At 67.1% G+C, this 23,851-nt stretch carries 21 protein-coding genes; 13 read left to right on the top strand and 8 right to left on the bottom strand.

What is annotated here, in order from left to right:
- Window positions 1-232 precede the first annotated feature (232 nt).
- Both AACH06_RS23540 and AACH06_RS23535 read right to left on the bottom strand, forming a co-directional pair.
- Window positions 233-1,390, bottom strand: coding sequence for a choice-of-anchor tandem repeat GloVer-containing protein (locus AACH06_RS23540; protein WP_341428230.1), 1,158 nt, complete (start codon window positions 1,388-1,390; stop codon window positions 233-235).
- Window positions 1,391-1,543: 153 nt separating this feature from the next.
- Entirely contained in the window at window positions 1,544-2,368 is an 825-nt protein-coding gene (locus AACH06_RS23535; protein ID WP_341428229.1) for an NYN domain-containing protein, read from the bottom strand.
- Window positions 2,369-2,753: 385 nt separating this feature from the next.
- On the opposite strand from AACH06_RS23535, the gene AACH06_RS23530 reads away from it, so the two are divergent.
- The gene (locus AACH06_RS23530) at window positions 2,754-3,929 is read left to right on the top strand and encodes a hypothetical protein (RefSeq protein WP_341428228.1); all 1,176 of its coding nucleotides are present in this window, start codon (window positions 2,754-2,756) and stop codon (window positions 3,927-3,929) included.
- Window positions 3,930-4,003: 74 nt separating this feature from the next.
- On the opposite strand, the gene AACH06_RS23525 is transcribed toward AACH06_RS23530, so the two are convergent.
- Entirely contained in the window at window positions 4,004-5,218 is a 1,215-nt protein-coding gene (locus tag AACH06_RS23525; RefSeq protein WP_341428227.1) for a PIN domain-containing protein, read from the bottom strand.
- Between the two features lie 66 nt (window positions 5,219-5,284).
- Between AACH06_RS23525 and AACH06_RS23520 the strand changes: the two genes are divergently transcribed.
- From AACH06_RS23520 to AACH06_RS23500, 5 genes are all read left to right on the top strand, one after another.
- Complete coding sequence (locus AACH06_RS23520; protein ID WP_341428226.1) at window positions 5,285-5,548, top strand: helix-turn-helix domain-containing protein; 264 nt, start codon at window positions 5,285-5,287, stop codon at window positions 5,546-5,548.
- Window positions 5,549-5,751: 203 nt separating this feature from the next.
- Window positions 5,752-6,114, top strand: coding sequence for a nuclear transport factor 2 family protein (locus AACH06_RS23515; protein ID WP_341428225.1), 363 nt, complete (start codon window positions 5,752-5,754; stop codon window positions 6,112-6,114).
- A gap of 79 nt (window positions 6,115-6,193) precedes the next feature.
- Window positions 6,194-7,114, top strand: coding sequence for a helix-turn-helix domain-containing protein (locus AACH06_RS23510; protein WP_341428224.1), 921 nt, complete (start codon window positions 6,194-6,196; stop codon window positions 7,112-7,114).
- Window positions 7,102-7,665 (top strand): dihydrofolate reductase family protein, encoded by a 564-nt coding sequence (locus AACH06_RS23505; protein ID WP_341428223.1) that lies wholly within the window; start codon window positions 7,102-7,104, stop codon window positions 7,663-7,665. The genes AACH06_RS23510 and AACH06_RS23505 overlap by 13 nt, the downstream gene beginning before the upstream one ends.
- Before the next feature lie 74 nt (window positions 7,666-7,739).
- Window positions 7,740-8,249 (top strand): YdeI/OmpD-associated family protein, encoded by a 510-nt coding sequence (locus tag AACH06_RS23500; RefSeq protein WP_341428222.1) that lies wholly within the window; start codon window positions 7,740-7,742, stop codon window positions 8,247-8,249.
- On the opposite strand, the gene AACH06_RS23495 is transcribed toward AACH06_RS23500, so the two are convergent.
- The 4 genes from AACH06_RS23495 to AACH06_RS23480 form a co-directional block, all read right to left on the bottom strand.
- Window positions 8,231-9,070, bottom strand: coding sequence for a PA4780 family RIO1-like protein kinase (locus tag AACH06_RS23495; RefSeq protein WP_341428221.1), 840 nt, complete (start codon window positions 9,068-9,070; stop codon window positions 8,231-8,233). The two genes, AACH06_RS23500 and AACH06_RS23495, sit on opposite strands and share 19 nt — an antisense overlap.
- A gap of 10 nt (window positions 9,071-9,080) precedes the next feature.
- Window positions 9,081-9,410: a hypothetical protein gene (locus AACH06_RS23490; RefSeq protein WP_341428220.1), complete on the bottom strand. Its 330-nt coding sequence runs from the start codon at window positions 9,408-9,410 to the stop codon at window positions 9,081-9,083.
- Between the two features lie 140 nt (window positions 9,411-9,550).
- Window positions 9,551-11,875, bottom strand: coding sequence for an ankyrin repeat domain-containing protein (locus AACH06_RS23485; RefSeq protein ID WP_341428219.1), 2,325 nt, complete (start codon window positions 11,873-11,875; stop codon window positions 9,551-9,553).
- Between the two features lie 120 nt (window positions 11,876-11,995).
- Entirely contained in the window at window positions 11,996-12,877 is an 882-nt protein-coding gene (locus AACH06_RS23480) for an aldo/keto reductase family oxidoreductase (protein WP_341428218.1), read from the bottom strand.
- Between the two features lie 144 nt (window positions 12,878-13,021).
- On the opposite strand from AACH06_RS23480, the gene AACH06_RS23475 reads away from it, so the two are divergent.
- Window positions 13,022-13,930 carry a LysR family transcriptional regulator gene (locus AACH06_RS23475; RefSeq protein WP_341428217.1) on the top strand — a complete coding sequence of 303 codons (909 nt, stop codon included), beginning with the start codon at window positions 13,022-13,024 and terminating at the stop codon, window positions 13,928-13,930.
- A gap of 108 nt (window positions 13,931-14,038) precedes the next feature.
- On the opposite strand, the gene arsA is transcribed toward AACH06_RS23475, so the two are convergent.
- Window positions 14,039-16,054 carry an arsenical pump-driving ATPase gene (gene arsA, locus AACH06_RS23470; RefSeq protein ID WP_341428216.1) on the bottom strand — a complete coding sequence of 672 codons (2,016 nt, stop codon included), beginning with the start codon at window positions 16,052-16,054 and terminating at the stop codon, window positions 14,039-14,041.
- Between the two features lie 304 nt (window positions 16,055-16,358).
- Here arsA and AACH06_RS23465 point away from each other — a divergent pair, with 304 nt between their 5' ends.
- The 6 genes from AACH06_RS23465 (at window position 16,359) to AACH06_RS23440 (ending at window position 23,850) form a co-directional block, all read left to right on the top strand.
- A complete protein-coding gene (locus tag AACH06_RS23465) occupies window positions 16,359-17,636 on the top strand; it encodes an efflux RND transporter periplasmic adaptor subunit (RefSeq protein WP_341428215.1) in 1,278 nt (425 codons plus the stop codon).
- Between the two features lie 42 nt (window positions 17,637-17,678).
- Window positions 17,679-18,410, top strand: a complete 732-nt coding sequence (locus tag AACH06_RS23460) for an ABC transporter ATP-binding protein (protein WP_341428260.1) — start codon at window positions 17,679-17,681, stop codon at window positions 18,408-18,410.
- A gap of 2 nt (window positions 18,411-18,412) precedes the next feature.
- Window positions 18,413-19,693 carry a TolC family outer membrane protein gene (locus tag AACH06_RS23455; RefSeq protein WP_341428214.1) on the top strand — a complete coding sequence of 427 codons (1,281 nt, stop codon included), beginning with the start codon at window positions 18,413-18,415 and terminating at the stop codon, window positions 19,691-19,693.
- Window positions 19,693-20,994, top strand: coding sequence for an ABC transporter permease (locus AACH06_RS23450; RefSeq protein ID WP_341428213.1), 1,302 nt, complete (start codon window positions 19,693-19,695; stop codon window positions 20,992-20,994). Before AACH06_RS23455 ends, AACH06_RS23450 begins: the two co-directional genes overlap by 1 nt.
- A 17-nt stretch (window positions 20,995-21,011) precedes the next feature.
- Complete coding sequence (locus tag AACH06_RS23445) at window positions 21,012-22,232, top strand: ABC transporter permease (protein WP_341428212.1); 1,221 nt, start codon at window positions 21,012-21,014, stop codon at window positions 22,230-22,232.
- Between the two features lie 247 nt (window positions 22,233-22,479).
- Window positions 22,480-23,850: a sigma-54-dependent transcriptional regulator gene (locus tag AACH06_RS23440; RefSeq protein WP_341428211.1), complete on the top strand. Its 1,371-nt coding sequence runs from the start codon at window positions 22,480-22,482 to the stop codon at window positions 23,848-23,850.
- Window position 23,851: the final 1 nt, after the last annotated feature.

The following is a 23,851-nucleotide window of genomic DNA, read 5'->3' as shown; positions in this document are numbered from 1 at the left end:
TTCTACGACGCTATAGGCTTTGTTGCCGCTTCAAGCAGCCGAATGCACACAAGTGCGGCCGTTCGCCAACGTCCGCACTCAGTCTGATCTGAGCATTCGCCGTAGGCTACTGCTGGCAAGCGTAGGACTCGCCGCGGTCTGGGCAGCAGGTCTTGTGCTCCGAGCCGCGCAGTGATCAGGGCAGTACGGCGGGGTCACGGCCAGGGCCGTCGCTGCAGGCAGATCGAGCTTGTCACGGCGCCTGCGAATAGATGGACCCCGCGTTGTTGGCTCCCCCGATCTGCGTCGTTCCGTAGAGCAAGCCATCGGGGGCCAGGACCAGTCCGCCATAGGGGGCGAGGCCGTCCTGGCTGAACGAACCAAACGCCCATAGACGAGTGAACTCGCCCTTCGCGGAAATCTTGTAGACCGTGCCACGAGAGTGGGGGCCGCCCCACTGGGTAGTGCCGTAGAACATGTTGCCCACGCGCACCAGGCCGGATACCGGGCCCGAGCCTTCGTTCTCGCTGAACGAATGCAAGACCTTGAATCCTTTGCCGTTCAGGCGAATGCGAACCACCGTTCCCATGTAGCTCTGGCCCCCTCGGCTGCATGTGCCATAGAGCCAGCCTTCCCATTCGATCAGCTCTGCAGCGCACCCGCCGCCATCCGCCGCGTCGTCAAACGAATGCAGCACTTTCACTTTGCCCTTGCTCGACATGCGGTAGATCGTGCCGAAGCCGAAACCACCGCGCAGGTCGGACATGCCATAGAAGTTGCCGTCGGAGCCGATGATCAAGCCCGAGATCGGCCCACCGGCGTCCAGACCGACATCACTGAAGGTGTGGACGATCTCGTAGTCGCCTGTGGTGGAGATTCGAAAGACCGTGCCCAGCCCCTTTTTTCCTCCCGCCATGGTGACGCCATAGAGCTTGCCATCCGGGGCCTGCACCAGCGTGCCTCGCGGCCAGTAGCCGTCGTTGGGGACAGTTCCAAAATGATGCAGCGTGGTCACGACGCCCGCAGGTGTCATCTGGTAGAGGGTGCCCCGCTGCTGGGATCCGCCCTGCATCGTGATCCCATAGAAATTGCCGTCGCTGCCCTGGATCGGTCGGGCGCTCGCGTCGCTGCCGTCGGCGCCCGTGAACGCATGCCGTACCTGGAGGCTTCCAGCCGTTGAGACGCTGAACAAGGTGCCGGAATGCTGCGCGCCACCACCAGATGTGGATGAGTACAGCAGCCCATCGGAACCCAGGGTCAGCGCCGCCTGGGGCAACGCTCCGTCTGGTACCTCCGACATCGAATACACAGTGGCATGGTCCGCGGCGGCAGCAACCCGTGGCTGGCCGGCGCAAATAGCGACGGCAAGGGTCGTGGCGGTGAGGACGCGATGTGAGCGGAGCATCGACATGGGTTCTCCCTTCTCTTGACGACGCGATGGTTTGCCATGTGGGCAACGCGAATGAGGCTAGGGCAGCGTCTCGCGAATCGCAAGCGCCGTCGCCATTTGTTCTAGGGGCCCGGCTGCCGTGTGGGCCCCGCTGGAATAGCGCCCCAACTGCGATCAAGCGCCGTTGGATTTGACTATGTCGGCGAAGACAGCGGCAGCAGCGGCTTCGTGTGCCGGCGCCATCCGTACCGTCCAGTAGCCGCCGATCTCCTGCTGCACGGCCAGCAAGTCGTAGCTACGCAGCATGTCCAGCAGGCCAGAGTGGCCATAGGTCTGCGGCGAGAAGGCCGGATCCGTGCGCTTCAGGTACTGACCAAGTGGCCCGAGATGAACTTTGCCCTCCGCGGTGTCAGCCGCCATCAACTTGACGGCTTCCACCACCATGAGCGGCCGGCGCTTCTGCGAGGGCTTGGCAGGTTCTGCCTTGGTCGCTGCGGGTTTGGCGTCAACGGGCTTCTGGGCCGGTGCCAAGCCCCGCGGCGATGGCTCAGGGGTGCTCGCTGGCTTCACCCATTCAAAGAACTGATCGCTGGCGTTCCGCAGCGCATCGGGAGACTTCGCTTCGCCGACGATATTCACCGTGGCCCCTCGCTCGCGCAACTTGCGGCAAAGGTAGGCAAAGTCGGAGTCGCTGGTGACGAGGCAAAAGGTATCAGCACGGTTGTCGAACAACGCCTCCAGTGCGTCGAGTGCCAGCGCGATGTCCGAGGTGTTTTTGCCTGAGGCGTACTGGTACTGCAGGCAGGGAGTAAAGGCCAGTCGTACCAGCGCTTCCTGCCATTTGTTGGCCAATGTCCCGTGGTTCCCATAGCCACGACGAAGTACGACCCGCCCGAACTGAGCGACGACCTTCAGTGCATGCTCAAGGACCTCCGGAGAAGTGTTGTCGCAGTCCACCAGAACGGCGACGCGTGAATCCGCAGTTGTGTTCTGGTTCATGGCTCCGCTTGGCTGACTCCGGTTGGCTGGCTCCCCCGCGAAGCCGCTGCCCCGCTGGACACGCGCCCTACCAGGGAACGTCCGGCAGAGTCTGCGCGGACGCAGCCGGACGACCTTCTATTTGGAGGTTCAATCTTGCCACCACATTCACACTCTTCCGCCAGCGTCGGGCAAGTAGAGAGCTTCCCTCGCTGCGGATGGCAGGCGCCGAGCGCCGGCTCCGGATCGCGCAAAGACCGTTCTCCCCAGCCAGTTCAAGTTTCATCCATGTTGCGGATTGCGGCTTGTGCGTGTCGATTCACACTCGTTGCTGCCACGCGCAGGCACCAGTTGGGGATAAGCACGTCAGAAGGCCATTTCGACGGCAAACCGCCCGCCTCGTCATGTGCTCAATGCGCAGGCGCACACAGAGAGACGGGATCTGCCCACCATGCCCGAGTTCTACGATGGCACCTTTCCGCGGCTGCGCGTGCTTGCGCCGGCCGGCTGGTTGTTGTTCGTCTGGCTCTGCATGCTTCTAATGCTGGGGGCCGTGGGCTATCTCGATGCGGAGCTCGATGCATGCCTGTCTGACGCTTGGGTGGCGCTGAGAGAATCCGATATCGACTTCGCGGCCGGGAGTGCCGCGCGAGCCTTCAGCGGGGTGACGTTGGTGATCACGCTGACGTTGGCTGTGGCGAGCGTCATCTGGGCGGCGTCTGCCTTCTACGGCAAGGCCCCTGAATACCGATGTCGCACCATCCTGGTCGTCTCGATCTTCCTGGTGGTGGCCGGTAGTCTGGCGCTTTGGGTCAATTTCGGCGTCATGCCGTTCTCTACCCGCCTGGGCCAGGCGCTGCTGCAACGTGAGCAGTCGGTCCGCCCCTTCTTCGAGTACATATCCCCGCCGGCCCTGATGTTCGCTGCGGCCTGTATCGTCCCCGGCGTGCTGCTTGCAGGTGCCACTATCCTGTTGCAACCCATGGGCAGGCCCCAGGCCCACGGCCCCCTGCTGTTGCAACTGTCCGTCCTCTTCCAGCGTTTGAGAGAGCTGGATCACATGCTCTACCTCGGAGCATTGACATTGGTGTTCGGCACGCTGCAGTTGTCCGCCGGCCTGTCGATACCCCTCGCTGGTATGCCCAAGACGGCCGATATCAAGCTCGCAGCGGAGCTGTGCAAGACGATGGCGCCGGCCGGCGCCAGTGGCACCTTCTTCGCCGGCAGCAGCGCGGCCCCGGCGGGCGATGGCGCATTCGAGGCCCGCTGCAGGAAGTTGCCAGCGGCTTTGGCACGTGCAGACGGCGTTGAAAGCCTGCGTCAGCTGGTCCGCGGCCTGACGCTTTGCTTCGGCTTGGCCTTCAGCGCGATGCTCGCTGCCATCTACGTGCCCGCGCTGATCGGGCTGCGATTGATGCTGGAGGAGCGGCCGCTGTGGCTAGGCCCCAGCGCCGCAACCCAGTCTCAAGTAGAGAAGCTGGACATTGGCGAAGTCGATCCCGTGCGTCGGATTGCCGCCATCGTGGCAACGCTGAGCCCCTTGCTGGCAGGCCTGGTCGCCAACGCGTTCAGCTCGGTGTAGCGGCCGGGCGGTTGTTTGGCATGGCCGCGCCGATGGGCTGCACCCACGGTTGAAGCGGCCACCAAGGGCCGTGACTAAAACGCGTACTCCACCGCCCCCGAGGCGGTCACCTGCACTTTGCCGGTGCCCAGCAACTCGGCCAACACCGCCTCGACGACTTGCGCATCGTGGCCCGGCCCGATCAATGACTTGACCGAGGCGACAAGCCTCGATTGGCGCGCGGGCCGGTTCTTTGTCTTCTTCAGGCTCGCCAGCACATGGTCGAGCAGCTTGCTCACCGTGGTTGACGCGGCGGGGGGCGGCGGTGGGGCTGGGCGTGGTGCAGGCTGGGGCTTGGCTGCCTTTTTGGCCGCGGGGGCCTTCTTTGATGCAGATGCAGGTGCAGGTGCAGGTGCCGGTGTCGGTGCAGGTGCGGGTGCGGGTGCGGGCACACGTGCGGGTGCCGGCTTCGGCTGTGCCTTGGCCACTTTCCGGGCGGGTGCCGGGGGCGCCGTCTTCTTGTCGGTTGCTGGTGCGGCCTTCTTGGCCGGCGCATTCTTAGCGGCCGGCTTCTTGGGGCTCGTCTTCTTCGCCGCGGCTCTGCGGGCTGGCGGGGCCGGCTTGAATTCGAGATGCCGCGCTGCGAAACCAAGCTCCACCGCGTGCTCCAGCATGGGCCGGTAGCCCTTGTCGTTCGAGATCACGACGAAGCGCGCATCCGGGTGGCGCGCGGCGATGTAGCCCATGTAGAACGAGAGGTGAAAGTCCAATGCGTTCTTGCCGGTGCGCGCAATCTTCACCGGCGTCGCACGGTCGCCGAACGAAGCATGCCGCGCGCCGACATCCTTCTGCCCGGGCCCGTGAAAGAGCCACACGTCGGTCACCTCTGGCACCAGCGCACGCAGGTCGGCTTCGCCGGGCTGCACGTTCTCCCAATCGACCAGCACGTGTGTCTCCACCGTCTCGGGCCCGGAAGCGCCCGCCGGCAGCCCGGGCCGCAGTGGCGGGTACTTCTTCGAGTTCTTGACCAGCTTGCGCCCCACGGCGCGCTTCAGGTCGACGCCCGTGTGGTCGGCGATCTGCACCAGGTAAAGCAGCACATCGGCCACTTCGTCTGCCACGCGCTCTTGGGTGACGAGATCGCCACAGGCCGATTGCGATTGTTCGGGCGTCATCCACTGGAAAATCTCGGCCAACTCGGCCGCCTCCACCATCAAGGCGGTGGCCAGGTTCTTCGGTGTGTGGAAAGGCTGCCATTCGCGTTCGGCGGCGAATTGGCGCAGCGTGGCCTGCAATGCGGTGATGTCCAACGTAGGGCCTCCTTGATGCGGCATCGTCGCTCGGGCCGGTGACTCGCGTTGCTGTGACAATCCCTCATGGCCCAAGGTAAGCGAATTTCTGCCGAGATCGACGGCACGGCCCTCCAATCCATCAAAGACATGGGCGCGGCCGCGAAAGCTGCGCGCACGAAGGCGGGCGAGGGCCAGTCGGCGGCGGCCGCCCGGCTGGGTGTCCATGTGCAGACCATCGCCCGAATCGAATCGGGCGAGCCAGGCGTCGCCATCGGGCATGTGCTGGGCATGCTGGCGCTCTACGGCGTTTCCGTCGAATTGCGGCAGTCAGGCGACACCGCTTCGTAGGCCGGTGGTGTCACCGCCGGGCGAGTCAGGCTGGCGAGGGCAAGCCGCACCGTTGGACACGGCGGCCGCACTGCTGACTGGTCTGGCACGCTGATCGGCAAACGTGTTCGCCAAACGTGTTCGCTCAGCGGATTCGCACAAAAGATCAAAGGCGTTTCCCGCCGCCCCGATAAGGTCGCATCATGTCAACCATGGAGATGGGCATGAACGCCGCGAACGAAGTGTGGGAAACCTATGCGTCGGCCTGGAAGGCCGAAGGTGCCGAGGCCAAGCGCGCCGCTCTGACGCGCAGTGTCGAAGGCGGCGCGGTCTACCGTGACCCGCTGGCCGAGTGCGAGGGCCACGAGGCTTTGATCGCCTACATGCTCGACTTTCACCAGCAGGTGCCCGGGGGGCATTTCGAGACCACCTACTTCCTGGCCCACCACGGCCGCAGCGTTGCCAAGTGGAACATGCGAGATGGCCAGGGCCGCAAGATTGGCGACGGTGTGAGCTTCGGTGAGTACGCGGCCAGCGGCCAGCTTGTCGCGATGACGGGCTTCTTCGACGTGGCAGCGGGTTCATGAGCGCCCAGGCGAAGGCGGCCCAAGTTGGACCGGGCGCCCACAGGCCGCGGCGTCTGGGGCGGTGGGAGTGGGCGGTGCGATGAGCCACCTGAAGCAGATCCAGCGCGGCATCGACTTCATCGAAGCGCACCTGGATGAAGACTTCGAAACCGCCGAGGTGGCGCGCCGTGCGCTGGCCAGCCACTGGCACTTTCAGCGCACCTTCAAGGCGCTGACCAACGAGACGCTCAAGAGCTACATCCGCGCTCGCCGGCTTGCCAACGCGCTGGTGGCCCTCGACGAGGGGCGATCACCGATCCTGGAGATCGCGCTGGCCTCGGGCTTCGAGAGCCAGGCGGCCTTCACGCGGGCTTTCAAACGCGCGTTCGACATGACACCCGGCGCGTACCGGGGCCTGGGCAAGCGCACGCAGTTCGTGCGCAAGCTGCGCATCGATGACGAGTACCTGCGCCACCTTCGCGGTGGCGTGTCTTTGGTGCCGACGATGTTGCAGCGCCCGCGGATGACGCTGGTCGGCATGCGCACAGACTTCTACGGCATCGAATCCGACAAGAGCAACATGGGCGACAAGCTCCCGCCGCTGTGGGGCGCGTTCCTCGAGCGTGTGGGTGAACTCGCCGAGCGTCAACCGGGCGTGCAGACCGACATGCTCTATGGCGTGGTGATTCCCACCCCCGGGCAAGAGCAGGTGGGCTATTTGGCGGGCGCGTTGGTGCAGGGGCGGCCCAGAGTGCCCGAGGGCATGACGGCCATCACGATCCCGGCAGCAACCTATGCCGAGTTCACGCACCGTGGGCTGCCGAAAGAGCTGAACCTGACGGTGAACTACATCTACGCCAATTGGCTGCTCTCGTCAGGCCTGCGGCACACCTACGGGCCCGACTTGGAGAGCTATGGTGCCGACTACATTCCCGACTCGGCTGAATCGGTGATCCGATACGCGGTTCCCGTTCGGCCGGCTCGCGACTCCACTCTGAGGAAACCCGCATGGGACTCTTGACCTTCAGCCTCAACCTCACCCTGGACGGCTGCGTCGATCACCAAGAGGGGATCGCTGACGACGAGACGCACGCCTTCTTCACGCGCTTGATGGACCAGTGCGGGGCGATGCTGTGGGGCCGCACCACTTACGAGATGATGGAAAGCTACTGGCCCGCGGTCGCGCGGGGCGAGGTGGCTGCGCCGCCGGCCGTGCGCGAGTGGGCGACCAAGCTGGAAAGCAAGGCCAAGTACGTCGTGTCTTCGACGCGAGCCCACTTCCCATGGGCCCACAGCCACCATGTGACGGGGGATCTGCGCTCGGGCGTGCAACAACTCAAGGATGCGACGCCGGACGGCGTGCTGCTGGGCAGCGGCAAGCTCGCGACAGAGCTCGATCGGCTGGGCTTGATCGACGAGTACATGTTTCTCGTTCATCCCAGGATCGCCGGCCATGGCCCCACGCTGTACCAAGCTGGGCTCCCCCAGACGCGGTGTCTGGAGCTGGTCTCAGCCCACGCCCTGGGCAACGGTGCGGTGGCCCTGCACTACCGCCGCGAGGGCCGGCAATAGCGTGGCCCCTCTGGCGTTCGAGGCTTTTGGGGGGCTGTACGATCCTGCGATCACCGCATCAGGCAGCTACAGCCATGCAGAAAGCTCCCACCGCTGGGCAAAAGCTCTCGTTCGATGCCGATCTTGAGGATTGGGCGGAGGGCATGGATTACTGTGCCGTGCGCGTGCCCGCCGAGATCACGCAAGCGCTGGGCACCACGGGCCCGGTGTTGGTCTTGGCCCGGGTGAATGACTCAGAGCCTTTCCAGGTGAGCCTCTTTCCAGTGGGTGGGGGCCAGCACTACATCCGCATCAAGGCACAGGTTCGGCGCGAGACCCAAACCAAGACGGGCGACCGCATACGCGTTCGATTCACCGTGCTGGACCGCGCCGATGTGGTCCTCCCCGATGACTTGGTCGCCGCGCTGCGGGCCGAGGGGGTCGAGGCGGCCTTCGAGTCACTTCCGCCGGGCAAGCGGAATTTCATCGTTCGAAGAATCGACGAGGCCGCCAAGCCGGAGACCCGGGCGAAAAGGATTCAAGAAGGCGTGGAGGCCGCGCACGAGCGAAGAGAGAAGCAGCGCGATCAGCCCATGCGCTCTTGACGTGCGGCTTCTTCGAGCCGTGCATCCTCGATCTCGCGCAACACGCTGGACAGATCGACCGCGCCGGGCTGATGCTCGTAGCGGCCGCTCAACTGCATGCCGGGCACCAGGGCGCCGCTCGCGTAAAGCGCCCAGATTTCGGGGCCGTACTGCGTGGAGAGCAGCGCCGGCGCATGCTGGCCGAAGAAGCGGCGCAGGTTGTCTACGTCCCGAAGGAACATGCGCGGAGCGTGGTTGTTGCCCGCCGCGTCCACGGCCTGTGGCAGGTCGATGATCACCGGCCCGTCGGCGGCCAGCAAGATGTTGAACTCCGACAGGTCGCCGTGGATGACGCCGGCGCACAGCATGCGCACCACTTCATGGATCAGCGTGGCATGGTGCGCCTGCGCCTCGGCGTCGCTGAAGGTCAGATCGGTCAAACGCGGCGCGGCATCGCCTTGCTCGTCGGCGACCAGCTCCATCAGCAGCACGCCGTCGTGAAAGTTGCCGGGCCGGGGCACGCGCACCCCCGCGGCGGCCAGGCGGTACAACGCGTCGACCTCGGCGCTCTGCCATGCGGCTTCCTGTTGCTTGCGGCCAAAGCTGGTGCCTTTGGCCATGGCGCGCGCCTGTCGGCTGTTTCTGACCTTGCGGTTCTCGGTGTAGTCCACCGCCTGTCGAAAGCTGCGCTTGTGAGCCTCTTTGTAGACCTTGGCGGCGCAGGTCTCTTCGCCACAGCGAACGACGTAGACGTCGGCTTCTTTGCCGCTCTTGAGCTGGCGCACGACGCTGTCGATCAGGCCCTCGGACAACAGGGCCTGCAGACGGGCGGGGGCTTTCACGGCCCGGGCCTCAGGCCTGGAATGCGCGTTGACGCCAGTCTGAAAGCACCTGAGTCCAGGATTCGCTCACGCCGTCTTCCGTCTGCAGCTCAGCGGTGACGGGCGCGTCGTCGTCCGTCCAGGCCCAGATCCAGCGCGCCCGTCCGTCTTCTTGCACCGCGGCTTCGAAGAACCCGGTCAAGGGGCTGGCGGCCTGACCATCGGCCACCTCTGCGCGGAAGTTGTCGGCGTCGTAGGTGACGACTTTGCAGCCACTTTCGAGGCAGTAGCTGGCCAGGCCGAACCAGCGGGCTGACAAAGGTTGTTGACGGTGGGCTGCGAGCAAATCGTTTTCATTCATCGGCGCATTGTCGGCCCTCGCGCGAATGTCCCGGAAAATGAATGTGTGGTAGCAGTGCCCGCGATCGCTGCGGTGATGGGGCAGCCCGGGTGGGGTGGCCGCGCGTGCGCGCACGGGCCCACCTGCGCGGTGCGGCCGGTTCAGTCCAGCTTCAGCCCGCCGCCGCACAGAAAGCCCTGCGCGCGGTCAATCTCGCACGCCACATCTTCCGGTACGGCCTCGCGCAGCGGGTATGCCCACTCGTACCAGTCGCCGGGCGATTGGCGGATGAGGCGCAGCACTGGGCCCCAATCGGCACGAGGCAGCCAGGCCAGCGATTTCGCGGCCTCGAAGCCTGTCTCGACCAGCGCCAGCTGCAACTGCTCGGCGTTGGCGAACAGCAGGGCGATGCGGCGGCGCTTCTCGGGCAATGGCAGCTCGCTGCGGGCCAACGAAGCGATCTCGGCGGCTGTCCAAGCCGGCGGGATGCCACGCGCCATCAGGCTGCGCAGCTTGGCGTGGTCGTGTGCGGCCAGCGCGGCGGCGTATGCGGCGCGGCGCTCTCGCCCCAGGCTCTCCAGCAGCGCGGGCAATAGCACGGTGGCGCCCTGGCGCAGTTGGTCGATCACCGGCAGTTGCTCAGGCGGTGTGGGCAGTTCCAGGTCCGGGCAGTGCACGTTGTCGTCGTCCACCGTCGGCGCGCACTGGCGGCGCAGCAGGCGCTCCAGTTCGCGATCGTCTGCGCTGTGGACGAGTTGGGGCAAGCCATTGGAAATCTTCCATTCGTAGGTGCGCGGCAGCAGGTTGCGTTGCGCGCACAGCGGGCCGTCCATCCCGGCATCGACCCAGTAGCGTTTGCCCGTCTGCACATCGCGCACGGCGTGCAGGCTGGCCATCCCGAGGCCACGCGTTTCGATGTCGAGGGCCAGCCTCTTCACGCCGTCGGCCTCGTTCAGCCAGATTTCCACATCGTCAGGGGAGTCCGCGCAGTTTGGAGTGGGCGGGTCGCGGAACGGGCCCTCGGCAAAAGAGTCGACCACGAGTGATCGGTCGGGGAAGGTCTCGCCGCTGACGATGAGGCCGCAGTTGCGGCGGCCTGGGATCTCGACGATGCCCACGCTCTGCGCCGGCGTGCCCCAGCCCACCAGGCGTGTACGCGCCAGTGCGTCGAGCACCGCGTCTGCAAGCTCCAGTTGGCAGGTGGGGGCCACGGCCACCAGCCTTGGCGGCGTGGGCGCGGGTGGCGTGAAGGCGGCGATCATCGCGGCCAGCGCCGGCTCGCGCTGGTTGGTGGGTGTTTCGGGGATCAGGCCATGCACCGGCTTCGTGGCACCTTGCGCCCGCAGGAAGGCAAGCTTGGCCGCCGTGTCCGCCGGCGTGCTGCCGTAGGTGCACGGCGAGCGCTCGCGCGATACGCGGTACGCCGCCAGCACCAGCCCCGGCGCTTCGTCCAGCGCGTCGGCGAACAGTCGCCGGAAGTCGGGCCACAGCGCTCTCAAGCCAGGCAGATCGACCGCCGCCAGCGCGCAACCGGTGGCGGCGGCATCGCGCGGCACGTAGCCGCTGGCGAAGAGGGCTGGCCACTGCGCGGGCGGGATGCGGGCGGCGAGGTCGGGCCAGCGCTCGTAGTGCAGCGGGCGGTCGATGCGTTTCCACAGTGCCGGCCAACTGCGCGCCGAGCCGGTGTAGGCGATGCGTGGCTCGCGATCGGCATAGGTCACGTAGCTTGAGTCGGCCAGCACATCCGCCATGCCCTGGGCGTTCGCACGCACCCGTTCGACAGGCAGGCGCGCCAAGGCTTCCTCCAGCCCGCCATCCTGGTTGCGGGTCAGGATGACGAGCAGTTCCAGTTCGGCAGGGCCCTCGACGATCGCCTGGAACTCGTTGGTGCTCAGCTCGGCGGCATAGCGGCGCCATTGGCGCTGGGCCTCGTCGCTGGGCTGCAGCACGGGGCCGACGAGCTGCCGCATCAGGGCACGGGCCTGCTCGACGCGTGTGGGCGGGGCGCTGGACGATGACGTGGGCACGGCTGAGGCCGCGGCGGGGGGCATGGCGGGCTTGAAGCCGAAGTCCTGCTCCAGCACCTTCAACACGGCGTTGCGCTGGTATCGGCGCGCCAGGTCGTAGGCGGTGTCCGTGTCGCGCTGCAGGGGCTTGCGCGTGTCGGCGCCGTTGCGCAGCAGCCAGATGGCGGCGCGCTCCTTGCCGGCGCGCAGGGCATGCGCGAGCAGCGTGCCGCCGTGGCGCATGGCGTTGACATCGGCGCCGGCTTTCTTCAGACGCTGCCACTGAGCGACGAGGTCACTCTCGTTGCGCGCGGGGTCGTGGGGCACGATCCAGCCACCCTCCACCGGCTGTGCGCCGGGCATGGCCAGCAGCAGACCGAAAGCCTCGTCGGTGCGGTCGGCGGGGTCGGCGAAGGCAGCGCCGGCGGCCAGGCCGAGCAGCAGAGGAAGGATCAGGGTGAGACGGGTGGGGCGGCGCACGTGAACCTTGGGCGAGCGAACGAGCCTCAAGGATAGTGGTTGAGCGGCTGTGCCGGGCCCCATCCGGCTCGACGGCCAGTGGGGCCCCGGTCTGCGCATCGGCGAACGGCAGGCTGTCGCTCAGTGGGCTGAAGCGGTGGCGGCAACGGTGTCCAGCATTGCGATCGCCTCGGGCGGCAGATTCAAGCCGGCGGCGGCCAGGTTTTGGCGCAGGTGATCGACCGACGAGGTGCCGGGGATGAGCATCACATTCGGAGATTGCTGCAACAGCCAGGCCAGCGCCACCTGCATCGGCGTGGCGTGCAGCTCTGCCGCCATGTCGGACAACAAGGTGGACTGCAAGGGCGTGAAGCCGCCCAACGGAAAGAAGGGCACGTAGGCGATGCCTTGGCTGGCCAATGACGCGATCAGCGCATCGTCGTGGCGGTGAACGAGGTTGTAGTGGTTCTGCACGCAGGCGATCTCGCAGATGCGGCGCCCGTCTTCGACCTGCTGGGCCGTCACGTTGCTCAGCCCGATGTGGCGGATCAGCCCGCGCTGTTGCAGTTCGGCCAGGGCCGTCAGCGGCGCTTCGAGCGAACCTTCCGCGGGCCCGTGAACGCTCAGCATGCTGCGCAGGTTCACGACTTCCAGCACGTCGAGCCCGAGGTGCCGCAGGTTGTCGTGCACGGCTTGGCTCAGTTCTGCTGCGGATTGCGCAGGCAACCACGAAGCATCCGCCCCGCGCCGGGCGCCGACCTTGGTGACGATGACGAGGTCGTCACGGTACGGGTGCAGCGCTTCGCGAATGATCTGGTTGGTGACGTGCGGGCCGTAGAAGTCGCTCGTGTCAATGTGGTTGACGCCGCTTTCGACCGCGGCCCGCAGCACGGCCACCGCCGCGGCGCGATCCTTGGGCGGCCCGAAAACACCCGGCCCGGCCAGTTGCATCGCGCCGTAGCCCAGGCGGCGAACGTGACGGTGGCCGAGCCGGAAGGTGCCGGCTTGATCCAGTGCATTCATGAGGATGTCCTTTCGAGAAGGACGCACTGTAGGCAGCCGTACAGCGTACGATAAGTAGGCTCAGTCGGCACAGGCTGTGCGCCATGCCGAACAATCGCGGCTCAGTCGCCGACCATGGGCGACCCATCAAGCAAAGGGATTTCGATGGCTGAGCATCTCAACGACCTGGCCGCCTTCCTGGCGGTGGCGCGAGCAGGCGGCTTTCGCGAAGCCGCGCGCGTCGGCGGTGTCGGGGCCTCCAGCCTCAGCGAGGCCCTTCGGCGGCTGGAGGCGCGGCTGGGCGTGCGCCTGCTTCACCGCAGCACCCGCAGCGTGGTGCCCACCGAGGCTGGAGCGCGCCTGTTGGAACGGCTGGGGCCCGCCCTGAGCGAAGTCGAGGCGGCGCTCGACGTCGTCAATGGTTTTCGCGACCGACCGGTCGGCACGCTGCGCCTGAACGTACCGGCCAGCGCCGCGCGCCTCGTGCTGCCCAGCCTCGTGCCGCCCTTCCTGGCCGCCTACCCGGACATCCTGCTGGAACTGGTCGTCGATGAAAGCTTCGTCGACATCCTGGCGGCGGGCTGCGACGCCGGCATTCGCTACGAAGAGCGTCTTGAGCAGGACATGGTCGCCATTCCCATCGGCCCGCGGCGGCAGCGCATGGCCACGGCCGCGTCTCCCGCCTACCTGAAGGCTCATGGCCGCCCGTCGCATCCGCGCGACCTGCTCCGTCACGCCTGCTTGCGCGGTCGCTTCGCCAGTGGATCCATCCCCGCCTGGGAGTTTCAGCGCCGGGCCGAGGTGGTGATCGTTGAGCCCACCGGCCCGCTGATTGTGCGCATCAGCGGCGGCCTCGACCTGGCGGTGGACGCCGCGGTGGCAGGCTGCGGCGTGATCCACCTGTTCGAAGACTGGCTCAAGCCCCAACTCGACAGCGGCGCGCTGGAGCCAGTGCTCGAAGCCTGGTGGCGGCCCTTCACGGGACCCTTCCTCTACTACCCCGGCCGCCGCCACCTGCCTGCCCCGTTGCGCGCCTTCGTGGACTTCGTGCAGGCGCATCGGGCTGAATCCTGAAGGCCGAAGCCAACGGGGCGCCGCCAGGCCGTGCCCGATCTGAGGGCGCTCAGACACCAATCAGCGTCATCCGCCGCCAATGGTTTATCCGTGGTTCCGTGGATGAGTTCAGGCCGCCACGGCCGGTGCCGGCTTCGGTGCGCTGACCAGTTTTGACAGCTCGCCCAGGCCGACCGGTGGCACCAGCAGCCAGGGCAATGCGTACAGCCGCTGTGCGAGGCCTGCGGACATGCGGTCGATCTGCCTTTGCTCGCCGGCCAGCCGGGCCTGAAGCAAGGGATCGCTCGTTCCCGCCGCGAGCACGCTCTTGTTGAGCACCCAGGCGTGGGGCTCGATGTGGGCTCGGCGCAGGTCCTCCTGCAGTGCGGCCGCCTGTGACACGGGTATCACCTCGGGCAGCGTGACCAGGATGATCTTGGTGTACTGCGCATCCTGCAGTCGCATCAACGGCGTCACGACGCGCCCCGCGCCGCGGCCTTCGAATTCGCGTGTCATCTGCCGGTGGTAGGCACCGGTGGCGTCCATCAGCAGCATCGAGTGCCCGGTGGGGGCAGTGTCCAGCACCACGAAGGCACTTCTACCCTCGCTGACGATGCGCGAGAAGGCATGGAAGACGGCGACCTCTTCGGTGCAGGGTGACTGCAGGTCTTCCAGCAGCAGCGCCTGCTCCTGCGCATCGAGCTGGGGCGCCTTGGCGGCCATGATCTTGTCGATGTAGCGCTGCGTCTCGACCTTGGGATCGATGCGGCTCACCTTGAGGCCGGGCAGTTCGCCTTCCAGCGTGCCGGCCAGGTGCGCCGCCGGATCGGTGGTGCTCAGGTGCACAGTCTGGCCGCGCTGCACCAGACCCACGGCGAGCGCGGCGGCGATGGTGGTTTTGCCGACACCCCCCTTTCCCATCACCATGATCAGGCCATGGCCGCTTGCCGCCAACTCATCGGCCAGCGCCGCCAGGCCAGGAAGCGCGCAGGCTGCACGCGCTGGGGCAGCGGAGGGAACGGCGGCCGCGGTCTCCGGCGCCAGCAAGGCGCGCAGGGCGGGCAGGCCGACCGTGTCGAAGGCGCGCAGCGGCACCTGGTCCTGCGGCAGCTCTCGCAGCGACGCGGGCAGGGCATCGAGCGCCTGCTGGCCCAGCTGCTCGATGGCGCACGCCACCTCATCGCTGCGGTCACTGGCATGGAACACCCCATTGATCGCCAGACGCTGGTTGTTCAATCCCAACTCGCGCAGCTCGATCGATGTTCGTGCCGCCTCCGCGATCGCGCCATGGTCGGGCCGGGTGACCAGGACGACGGTGGTCTTCCCGGGGTCGCTCAGGGCGTCGAGGGCCGCCTTGAAACGGGCCTCCTGCATCTTCAAGCCCGAGTGAGGCCCGAGGCACGACGCGCCGCGGTCGTTGCCGTCGAGGAAGCCGGTCCAGGCCTTGGGCAGGCTGAGCAGCCGCAACGTGTGCCCGGTGGGTGCGGTGTCGAAGACGATGTGGTCCCAGGCCTGGGCGCCGTCGGCCAGCAGCGAAGAAAACTCGTCGAAAGAGGCGATCTCGGTGGTGCAGGCGCCCGAGAGCTGCTCACGGACGGTCGACAGCTCTTGTGCCGTCGCCACCGTGCCCATCTGAGCCAGCACGCGCTGCCGATACGACTCCGCCGCGTTGTCCGGGTCGATGTTGAGCACCGACAGTCGGGTGGCGCCGGGTACGGGGACTGGCGTGTTGCGCAGTTCGACGCCGAGCATCTCGTCCAGATTGGACGCGGCATCGGTGCTGACGAGCAGCACCCTCCTGCCAGCGTCCGCCAGCGCGAGCGCCGTGGCCGCGGACAGCGACGTCTTGCCCACACCACCCTTGCCCGTGAAGAAGAGGTGCCGTGTGGGGTGGCCAAGGATGCCGGCGAGGAGGGGCTTGAACCAGGTCATCACCTCGTCATGCGAGGGCACGCCGCCGCTGTGAACCACTTGCCCTTCGATGACGACGGCCGGCGTGGCGTGCACGCCGTGGGCCTTGATCTCGTCTGGCTGCTCGACCTTGATGATCTCCACCTCGATGCGGGCCTCTCGGGCGGCGCGTTCGATGAAGCCGACCGTGCTGTGGCACTTGCTGCAGCCCGGCCCCAGAACCTTGATTCTCATGTCTCCATCCTTTGCGGACAGTGTGCGCGACAGGTCGCGGTGCCGATTGACCTGGATCAGTCTGCAGGGGCCGCCACCCGGCGTCTGTTCCCCACCGCACCGCGGCCTGCAAGTCAGGTGCCCGGCATGGCTGTCCGGTCTGACTGTCCGCCCGGACTGTCCGACCCAGTGTCCGCGGACAGTCCCGTGCGCTGCCTGCGTTGGCATAAGTGGTTGATTTTCATGGCAAATCGACGTGGCGGCCGCTTGGTACGCCGCTTGCAAAGTAGAGGGCATCGAGAGAGTCGACAGCCTGCCGGACATCATGATTCGAGACACTTCAGTGCAAGACCGCGTTCTGACGCCAGATCCGTCGAGGCGCCGTCGCACGCTGGCCGCGGGCGCTGTCGGCGCGATGGGAGTGGCCGGCCTGTTGGTGTGGACATGGCCCGCGCTGTCGCGGAGCTTGTCGACCACCGATTCGATCAGCCTGGCCCGCCTGGCTGTCGCCACGGTGGAGCGGGGGGCCCTGGTGCGCGACGTGGCGGGTGAGGGCAAGGTGGTCGCCGCCGTGAGCCCCACGCTCTATGCCGGCAGTGCGGGCGCGGTGTCGGTGGCCGTCAAGGCCGGTGAACGGGTCAAGCGTGGCCAGCCCTTGGCGCGGATTGCCAGCCCCGAGCTTTCTGCGCGGTTGGCGCAAGAGCGCTCGAACGCCGATGCGCTGCAAAGCGAAGCGCTGCGCGCCGAAGCCGATGCGCGCCAGCAGCGCGCCCTCGCGCAGGGCCAGCTCGACATCTCGGCCATCGCCTACAAGACGGCGCAGAACGAGCTGGCGCGGCAGACCCAGGCCTTCGAGGCGGGCGCCACCGCCCGAGCTCAGGTGGATCAGGCGAAGGACGCGGTCGACCGCGCCGCCGTGTCGCTCAAGCAGGCCCAAGAGATGCTGAATCTGAAGGACGACGCCACGCGCTTCGAACTGCAGGCCAAGCGCCAGGCCTTTGAGCGCCAGCACCTGCTCGTGAAAGACATCGAGCGCCAGGCCGACGAACTCACCGTGCGCTCGCCGATCGACGGGCAGGTGGGCCAGCTCTTTGTCAGCGATCAGATGAGCGTGGCCAAAGATGCCAAGCTGCTGACGGTGGTCGACCTGTCGCAACTCGAAGTGCAGATGCAGGTGGCCGAGAGCTTTGCCCGCGAGTTGCAGCCGGGCATGCCCGGCGAGATCAGTGGCAACGGCCAGCGCTGGAAGGGCGTGGTCAGCTCGGTGTCGCCCGAGGTGGTGAACAGCGAGGTGGCTGCCCGCCTGCGGTTTGATGGCGCTCTGCCCGAGCAGCTGCGGCAGAACCAGCGCCTGTCGGTGCGGGTTCTTCTGGACCAGCGAGACAACGTGCTGAAGGTGGCTCGTGGCAGCTTTGTGGACGAGGGCGGCGGCCGTTGGGCCTACGTCATCCGCGACGGCGTGGCAGAGAAGCGACCGGTTCGCCTCGGTGCGCAGAGCCTCAGCCAGGTCGAGGTGCTCGAAGGCCTGCAGCCCGGCGACCGCGTCGTGACCTCCGGTGCCGACAACTTCCGCGGCGCCGAGCGCATCACCGTCAGTCCCTGACACCCCGCATTTCCGATACAGATGGAGAAACCCATGACCGCCATGCTGAAGATGCAGTCCTTGTCCAAGGTCTATCGCACCGAGATGGTCGAGACCTATGCGCTGCGCCATTTCGAGCTCGAAGTGCGCCAGGGCGAGTTCGTGGCCGTCACCGGCCCCTCCGGCTCGGGCAAGACCACGTTCCTCACCATCGCCGGCCTGCTCGAGGCGTTCTCGGGGGGCACCTACCTGCTCGATGGCGTGGATGTCAGCCACATGGCCGACGACGAGCGATCGCGCATCCGCAACCAGAAGATCGGCTTCATCTTCCAGGCCTTCAACCTGATCCCCGACCTGAATGTGCTGGACAACATCGAGGTGCCACTGCGCTACCGCGGGATGTCTGGCGCCGAGCGCCGACAGCGCGCTGCCGACGCGCTCGCCCGGGTGGGCCTGTCGGCACGCGGCCGGCACTACCCGAACGAACTTTCGGGTGGGCAGCAGCAGCGTGTGGCGATTGCCCGTGCGCTGGCTGGCAGCCCGAAGCTGCTGTTGGCCGACGAGCCTACGGGCAACCTCGACAGCCAGATGGCGCGTGGCGTGATGGACTTGCTCGAAGAGCTTCACCTCGAAGGAGCGACGATCGTGATGGTCACGCACGACCCGCAGCTGGCGGCGCGCGCGCAGCGCAATGTGCATGTGATCGACGGCCAGGTGGTCGACATCGCGGCCGAGCTGCATCTCGACCCCTCCTTGCTTCGGCAGCGCGCCACCACCGCCTCTTCGGCCACCTGACGATGCGCCTTCGCCTTGTCATCGCCACCCTGGCGCTGGGCCTGGGGTCTGCGACACGCGCTGAAGACCTGCTGCAGGTCTACGCGCAAGCCCGCGCGGCCGACCCGGTGCTGGCCGCTGCCGACGCGCAGCTCGGCATCCAGCGCGAGGCGGCAGCCCAGGCCCGTGCGGCCTTGCTGCCGCAATGGCAGTTGAGCGCCACCGAAACGCGCGACCAGCAGGATGGCAGCCGCAGCCGCACCCTCGGCAGCGGCATCAGCCAGACGCTGTTCGACCTGGGCCGCCTGCGCACCTGGGATGCCGAGCGCGCGCTCGAAAGCGCGCAAGACCTGCGTGTGCGCGCAGCCGAGCAGGCGCTGTGCGCCCGCGTGGCCACCGCCTACTTCGGCGTGCTGTCGGCGCAGGCCGCGCTGGCCACCACACAGGCCAACGAGGAGGCCTTCAGCGCCCAGGTCGCGCAGGCGCAAAAGCGCTTTGAAGCCGGCCTGTCGGCCCAGGTGGATGTGGACCAGGCCCGGGCCTATCACGCGCTGGCCCGCGGCGCCACCCAGCAAGCCCGGCAGCTGCTGGCCGATGCGCGCGAAGCGCTGGCCGAGCTCACCGGCCATCCGCCCGGGGAATTGAAGCCCTTGTCGGCCGCGCTGCCAGCCACGCTGCCGCAGCCCGCCCAGGCGCAGGATTGGGTGGACGCGGCCTTGAACACCAATCCGCAGCTGCTGGCACAGGCGCGCGTGGTCGATGCCAGTGAGCAGCGCATCGGCGCCGCCCGCGCTGCGCATTGGCCCACGTTCAGCGCTGGCGTGGAGAGCACCCGCCACAGCGGCGCGGGTGTCAGTGAAGATCAGCGTGTGGGCGGCACGCAGCTCACGCTGCGCCTGACGGTGCCGCTGTTCGCTGGGGGCGCCTCCCAGTCACAAGTGCGCCAAGCCGGGTATCAGCGCGATCTCGCACGCGACGACTACGAGACCGCGCGCCGCGCCCTGGTGCGCGAGACGCAGGCTCAATACCACGCGGTGGTGTCGGGCGTCTTCCTGCTCGACAGCAGCCGCGCTGCCGTGGCGGCCGCCGACCAGGCGTTGGCCTCCACCCGGGCTGGCCAAGGCCTGGGCACCCGTTCGATGACGGATCTGTTGCTCGCCATCCAGACGCAGGCCGCCGCGCAAAACGCCCACGACGAGGCGCGTCACGGCTACGTGCTGGCCCGGCTGTTGCTGCTGCAGGCCGCCGGAGCCTTGGGCGAGCCTGAACTCGCTGCTGTCAACCAATTGCTCGGAGACCACTGATGCTGGCCTACTACTTTGATCTCGCGCTGCGCAGCTTCAAATCGGCGCGTGCCTTGAGTTTGCTGATGATCGTGGCCCTGGGCCTGGGCATCGGCGCCTGCATGACCACGCTGACCGTCTACAAGGTGCTCTCCGGCGACCCGATACCGCACAAGAGCGATCGGCTCTTCAACGTGCAGATCGATGCAGGCAACATGATCGGCTACGAGCCAGGGCAGGAGCCGATGTTTCAGCTGACCCGCTTCGACGCCGAGGCCTTGCTGCGTGCTCGGCACGCCAAACGCCAGGTGATGATGAGCGGCGCCAACGTACCAGTGCAACCCGAATCGCCGACGATCAAGCCCTTCTTTTCCGTCGCGCGGTACGCCACAACCGACTTCTTCGCCATGTTCGACGTGCCGTTCCTGTACGGCAGCGGTTGGGATGCCGATGCCGATGCCAACCGGGCCCGCGTGGCGGTGATCACCGACGACATGAACAACAAGCTGTTCGGCGGCGAGAACAGCGTCGGCCGCGAGATCCGGATCCGCAGCGAGGCCTTCCGCATCGTTGGCGTGATGAAGCCCTGGAAGCCGGTGCCGCACTTCTACGACATGACCATGGGCATGACCGAGTACGAGCAGGTCTTGCTGCCCTTCTCGACCGCGATGGGGTTGAAGTTCGGCACGTCGGGCACCCTGGACTGCTGGGGCAACAACAACGGCCAGAGCCCGCGTGATCTGAACGCGCCGTGCGCGTGGGTGCAGTACTGGGTCGAGCTGGAGTCACCCGACCAGGCGCCGGCCTTCCGCGACTACCTGATCCAGTACTCCGAAGAGCAGCGTCGTGCCGGCCGCTTCGAGCGGCCGCCCAACGTGCGGCTGCGCAACGTGGTCGACTGGCTGAGCTTCCAGAAGGCGCTGCCTAGCGATGTGCGGCTGCAGGTGTGGTTGGCATTCGGCTTCTTGCTGGTGTGCCTCACGAACACCGTGGGGCTGCTGCTGGCGAAGTGTCTGCGCCGTTCGGGCGAGATTGGCGTGAGGCGGGCGCTGGGCGCGACGCGCCGCGACGTCTTCGCACAGTTCATCGTCGAGGCCGGCACCATCGGGCTGGCCGGTGGCGCACTGGGCCTGGTGCTGGCCGTGCTGGGCTTGTGGCTGGTGCAGCACAGCCCGGCGCAGTACGCCTCGCTCGTCAGCATGGACTGGCCGATGCTTTCGCTCACGCTCGTTCTGGCCCTGGCCTCCAGCCTGATCGCCGGTCTGCTGCCGGCCTGGCATGCAGCGCACGTGACGCCGGCGCGCCAACTGAAGACGCAATAACCGCGGAGCCCGCACCCATGGACATCCTGCCTATCCTCTCGACGCTGCGCCGTCACAAGACCGCCGCGACCCTGATCGTGCTGGAGATTGCACTGACCAGTGCGATTGTCTGCAATGCCTTGCACCTGATCAGCCAACGTGTCGACACGCTGAGCCATGACAGCGGCCTGCCCGAGGCCGAGCTGGTGGTGATCGAAGTCCGCGGCACCGGCGGCAACGCCGATGCGGATGAATTGACCACGCGTGACCTGAACGCCATACGCCAGCTGCCGGGCGTGAAGAGCGCCACGCTGGTCAACCAGGTGATCTACGGCCACAACAGCAACAACACCTCGGTGCGGCGGCCGGCCGACAAGAACAGCCCGCGCCATTCGACCTCGCTGTACATCGTGAGCGATCAAGCCCTGGACACGATGGGCCTCAAGCTTGTCGCCGGGCGTGACTTCAAGACCGAGGAGTACCTGTCGGGCACCGAGTTCGACAAGCAGTCCGACCCCACCATCGGCCAGGTGCTCATCAGCCGTGAGCTGGCGGAGAAGCTCTTTCCTGGTGAAGCGGCCGTGGGCCAGTCGCTGTACGGCTTCACCGAAACGCCGTCGACAGTGATCGGCGTGGTCGAGCGCTTGACGCATCCCTATCCCAACCGAGTCGGCGCTGAGAACCGGAACTACGCCATGGTGCTGCCGATCCGGGGCACGTTTCGCGGTGGCCAGTACCTCATCCGAGCGGAGCCTGCGCAGCGCGACGCGGTGATGAAGGCCGCCGTGGCCGCCATCGAGCGCAACGACCCGTCGCGCATCGTCAACAGCGCCAAGACACTCAGCGAGATGCGCGACACCCACTATGCGCAGGACCGGGCGATGGTCTGGCTGATGGGCGGCGTGATCGCGGCGCTGATGGTGGTCACCGCGTTCGGCATCGTGGGCCTGGCGAGTTTCTGGGTGCAGCAGCGCACCCGCATGATCGGCACGCGGCGCGCGCTGGGCGCAACGAAGGGGCAGATCCAGCGCTATTTCCAGCTCGAGAACTTCTTGCTGTCCACCGTGGGCATCGCCGTCGGCATGGCGGGTGCGTTCGGCCTCAGCGTGGTGCTGATGACGAGCTACGAGATGCCCCGCTTGCCCTGGTACTACCTGCCCATCGGCGCGCTCGCGCTGTGGTGCCTCGGCCAATTGGCCGTGCTCGCGCCGGCCCGGCGGGCGGCCGCGCTGCCCCCGGTGGCGGCGCTTCGAAGCTAGGGCGTGTTCACTCTACGCAGCCCCGTGCGAACGGGTTGTCCAGGGATGCAGGGCAAGGCGCCCTGGACGGCCCGTTCCCGAAGGGTTGCCACCGGAACCAGCCGCCCGCGGCGTTGCAAAGCCTCGCCGGGGCCGCACCCCGGCTTCGTTTTACGCCTTGCGCTCGACCGGTTCTGGTGGCAACGCTTCGGGGCTCCGTGGTGTGAACACGCCCTGGTGCAGTGTTCGACGCTATGCTGCGCGCCTGATGCACACCGTCCTCATCATTGACGACAACCCCGGTGTCGGCGAGGCGCTGAGCCTGCTGCTGTCGCTGCGCGATATTCGTGCCCTGCAGGCCACCACGCCGGCCGAGGGCTTGGCCTTGGTGGCGCGAGAGTCCATCGACCTGGTGATCCAGGACATGAACTTCAGCGCCGACACCACCTCGGGCGAAGAGGGGGTGGCGCTCTTTCGCGAGCTGCGCCGCCGCAACCCCGACCTGCCAGTGATCTTGCTGACGGCGTGGACGCGCCTGGAAAGCGCGGTCGAGCTGGTGAAGGCCGGCGCGGCCGACTACCTGGCCAAGCCGTGGGACGACGCCAAGTTGCTCGCCACGGTGCAGAACCTGCTTGAGCTGGGTGAGTCGAATCGCGAGCTGCAGCGCACGCGTCACGAGCGGCAAGGCCGGCGCCAGGCGCTGGCGCAGCGAATCGATCTCGATGGGCTGGTGTTCCAAAGCGAAGCGATGCTCTCGATGCTGGAGTTGGCCGCGCAGGTGGCCCGCACCGAGCTGCCGGTGCTGGTGACCGGCCCCAACGGTTGCGGCAAAGAGCATGTGGCGACGCTGCTGCATGCCAATTCAGCGCGTCGCTCGGGCGCTTTCGTGGCGCTGAACTGCGGCGCGTTGCCAGCCGAGTTGATCGAGGCCGAGCTGTTCGGCGCGGACAGCGGGGCCTACACCGGTGCGCACAAGGCGCGTGAAGGCCGCTTCGAGGCGGCCGATGGCGGCATGCTTTTTCTCGACGAGATCGGCAACCTGCCGCTGGCCGGCCAGGTCAAGCTGCTGCGCGTGCTGGAAACGGGCCGATTCGAGCGGTTGGGGTCGAGCAAAACGCGCGAGGCCAAGGTGCGCGTGGTGAGTGCCACCAACGCCGACCTGCGGGCCATGGTGGCGGCAGGTACGTTCCGCGAAGACCTGTACTACCGGCTCAACGTCTTTGAGCTGCGCGTGCCGGCGCTGATCCACCGGCGCGACGATGTGCTGCCCTTGGCGCTGCATTTCCTCGGGCCGCAGGCGGGCCGGTTGAGCGAGGGCGCGCGGGACGCGCTGCTGGCACACACCTGGCCAGGCAACGTGCGCGAGCTGAAAAACGTGATGGCGCGCGCCGCGCTGCTGGCCGGCGGTGGGCCCATCCTGCCCGCCCACCTGCAGATCGAGGCCCCTTCCAAGGCCGGCGGGACACGCGATCTGAACGAGCCGAGTCGCGAGGCGCTGCTGGCGGCGCTGGCCGACGCGAATGGCGTGGTGAGCCGTGCGGCGCAGGCGCTGGGCCTGTCACGCCAGGCGCTGTATCGCCGCATGGAGCGCTACGGACTGGCCACGGAAGCGGCGCCGGCGCCGCCAGTCGCCCATTGAA

The sequence above is a fragment of the Ideonella lacteola genome (genome assembly GCF_038066555.1).
GTDB lineage: Bacteria > Pseudomonadota > Gammaproteobacteria > Burkholderiales > Burkholderiaceae_C > Ideonella > Ideonella lacteola.
This window is presented reverse-complemented; position numbering and strand designations above follow the sequence as displayed.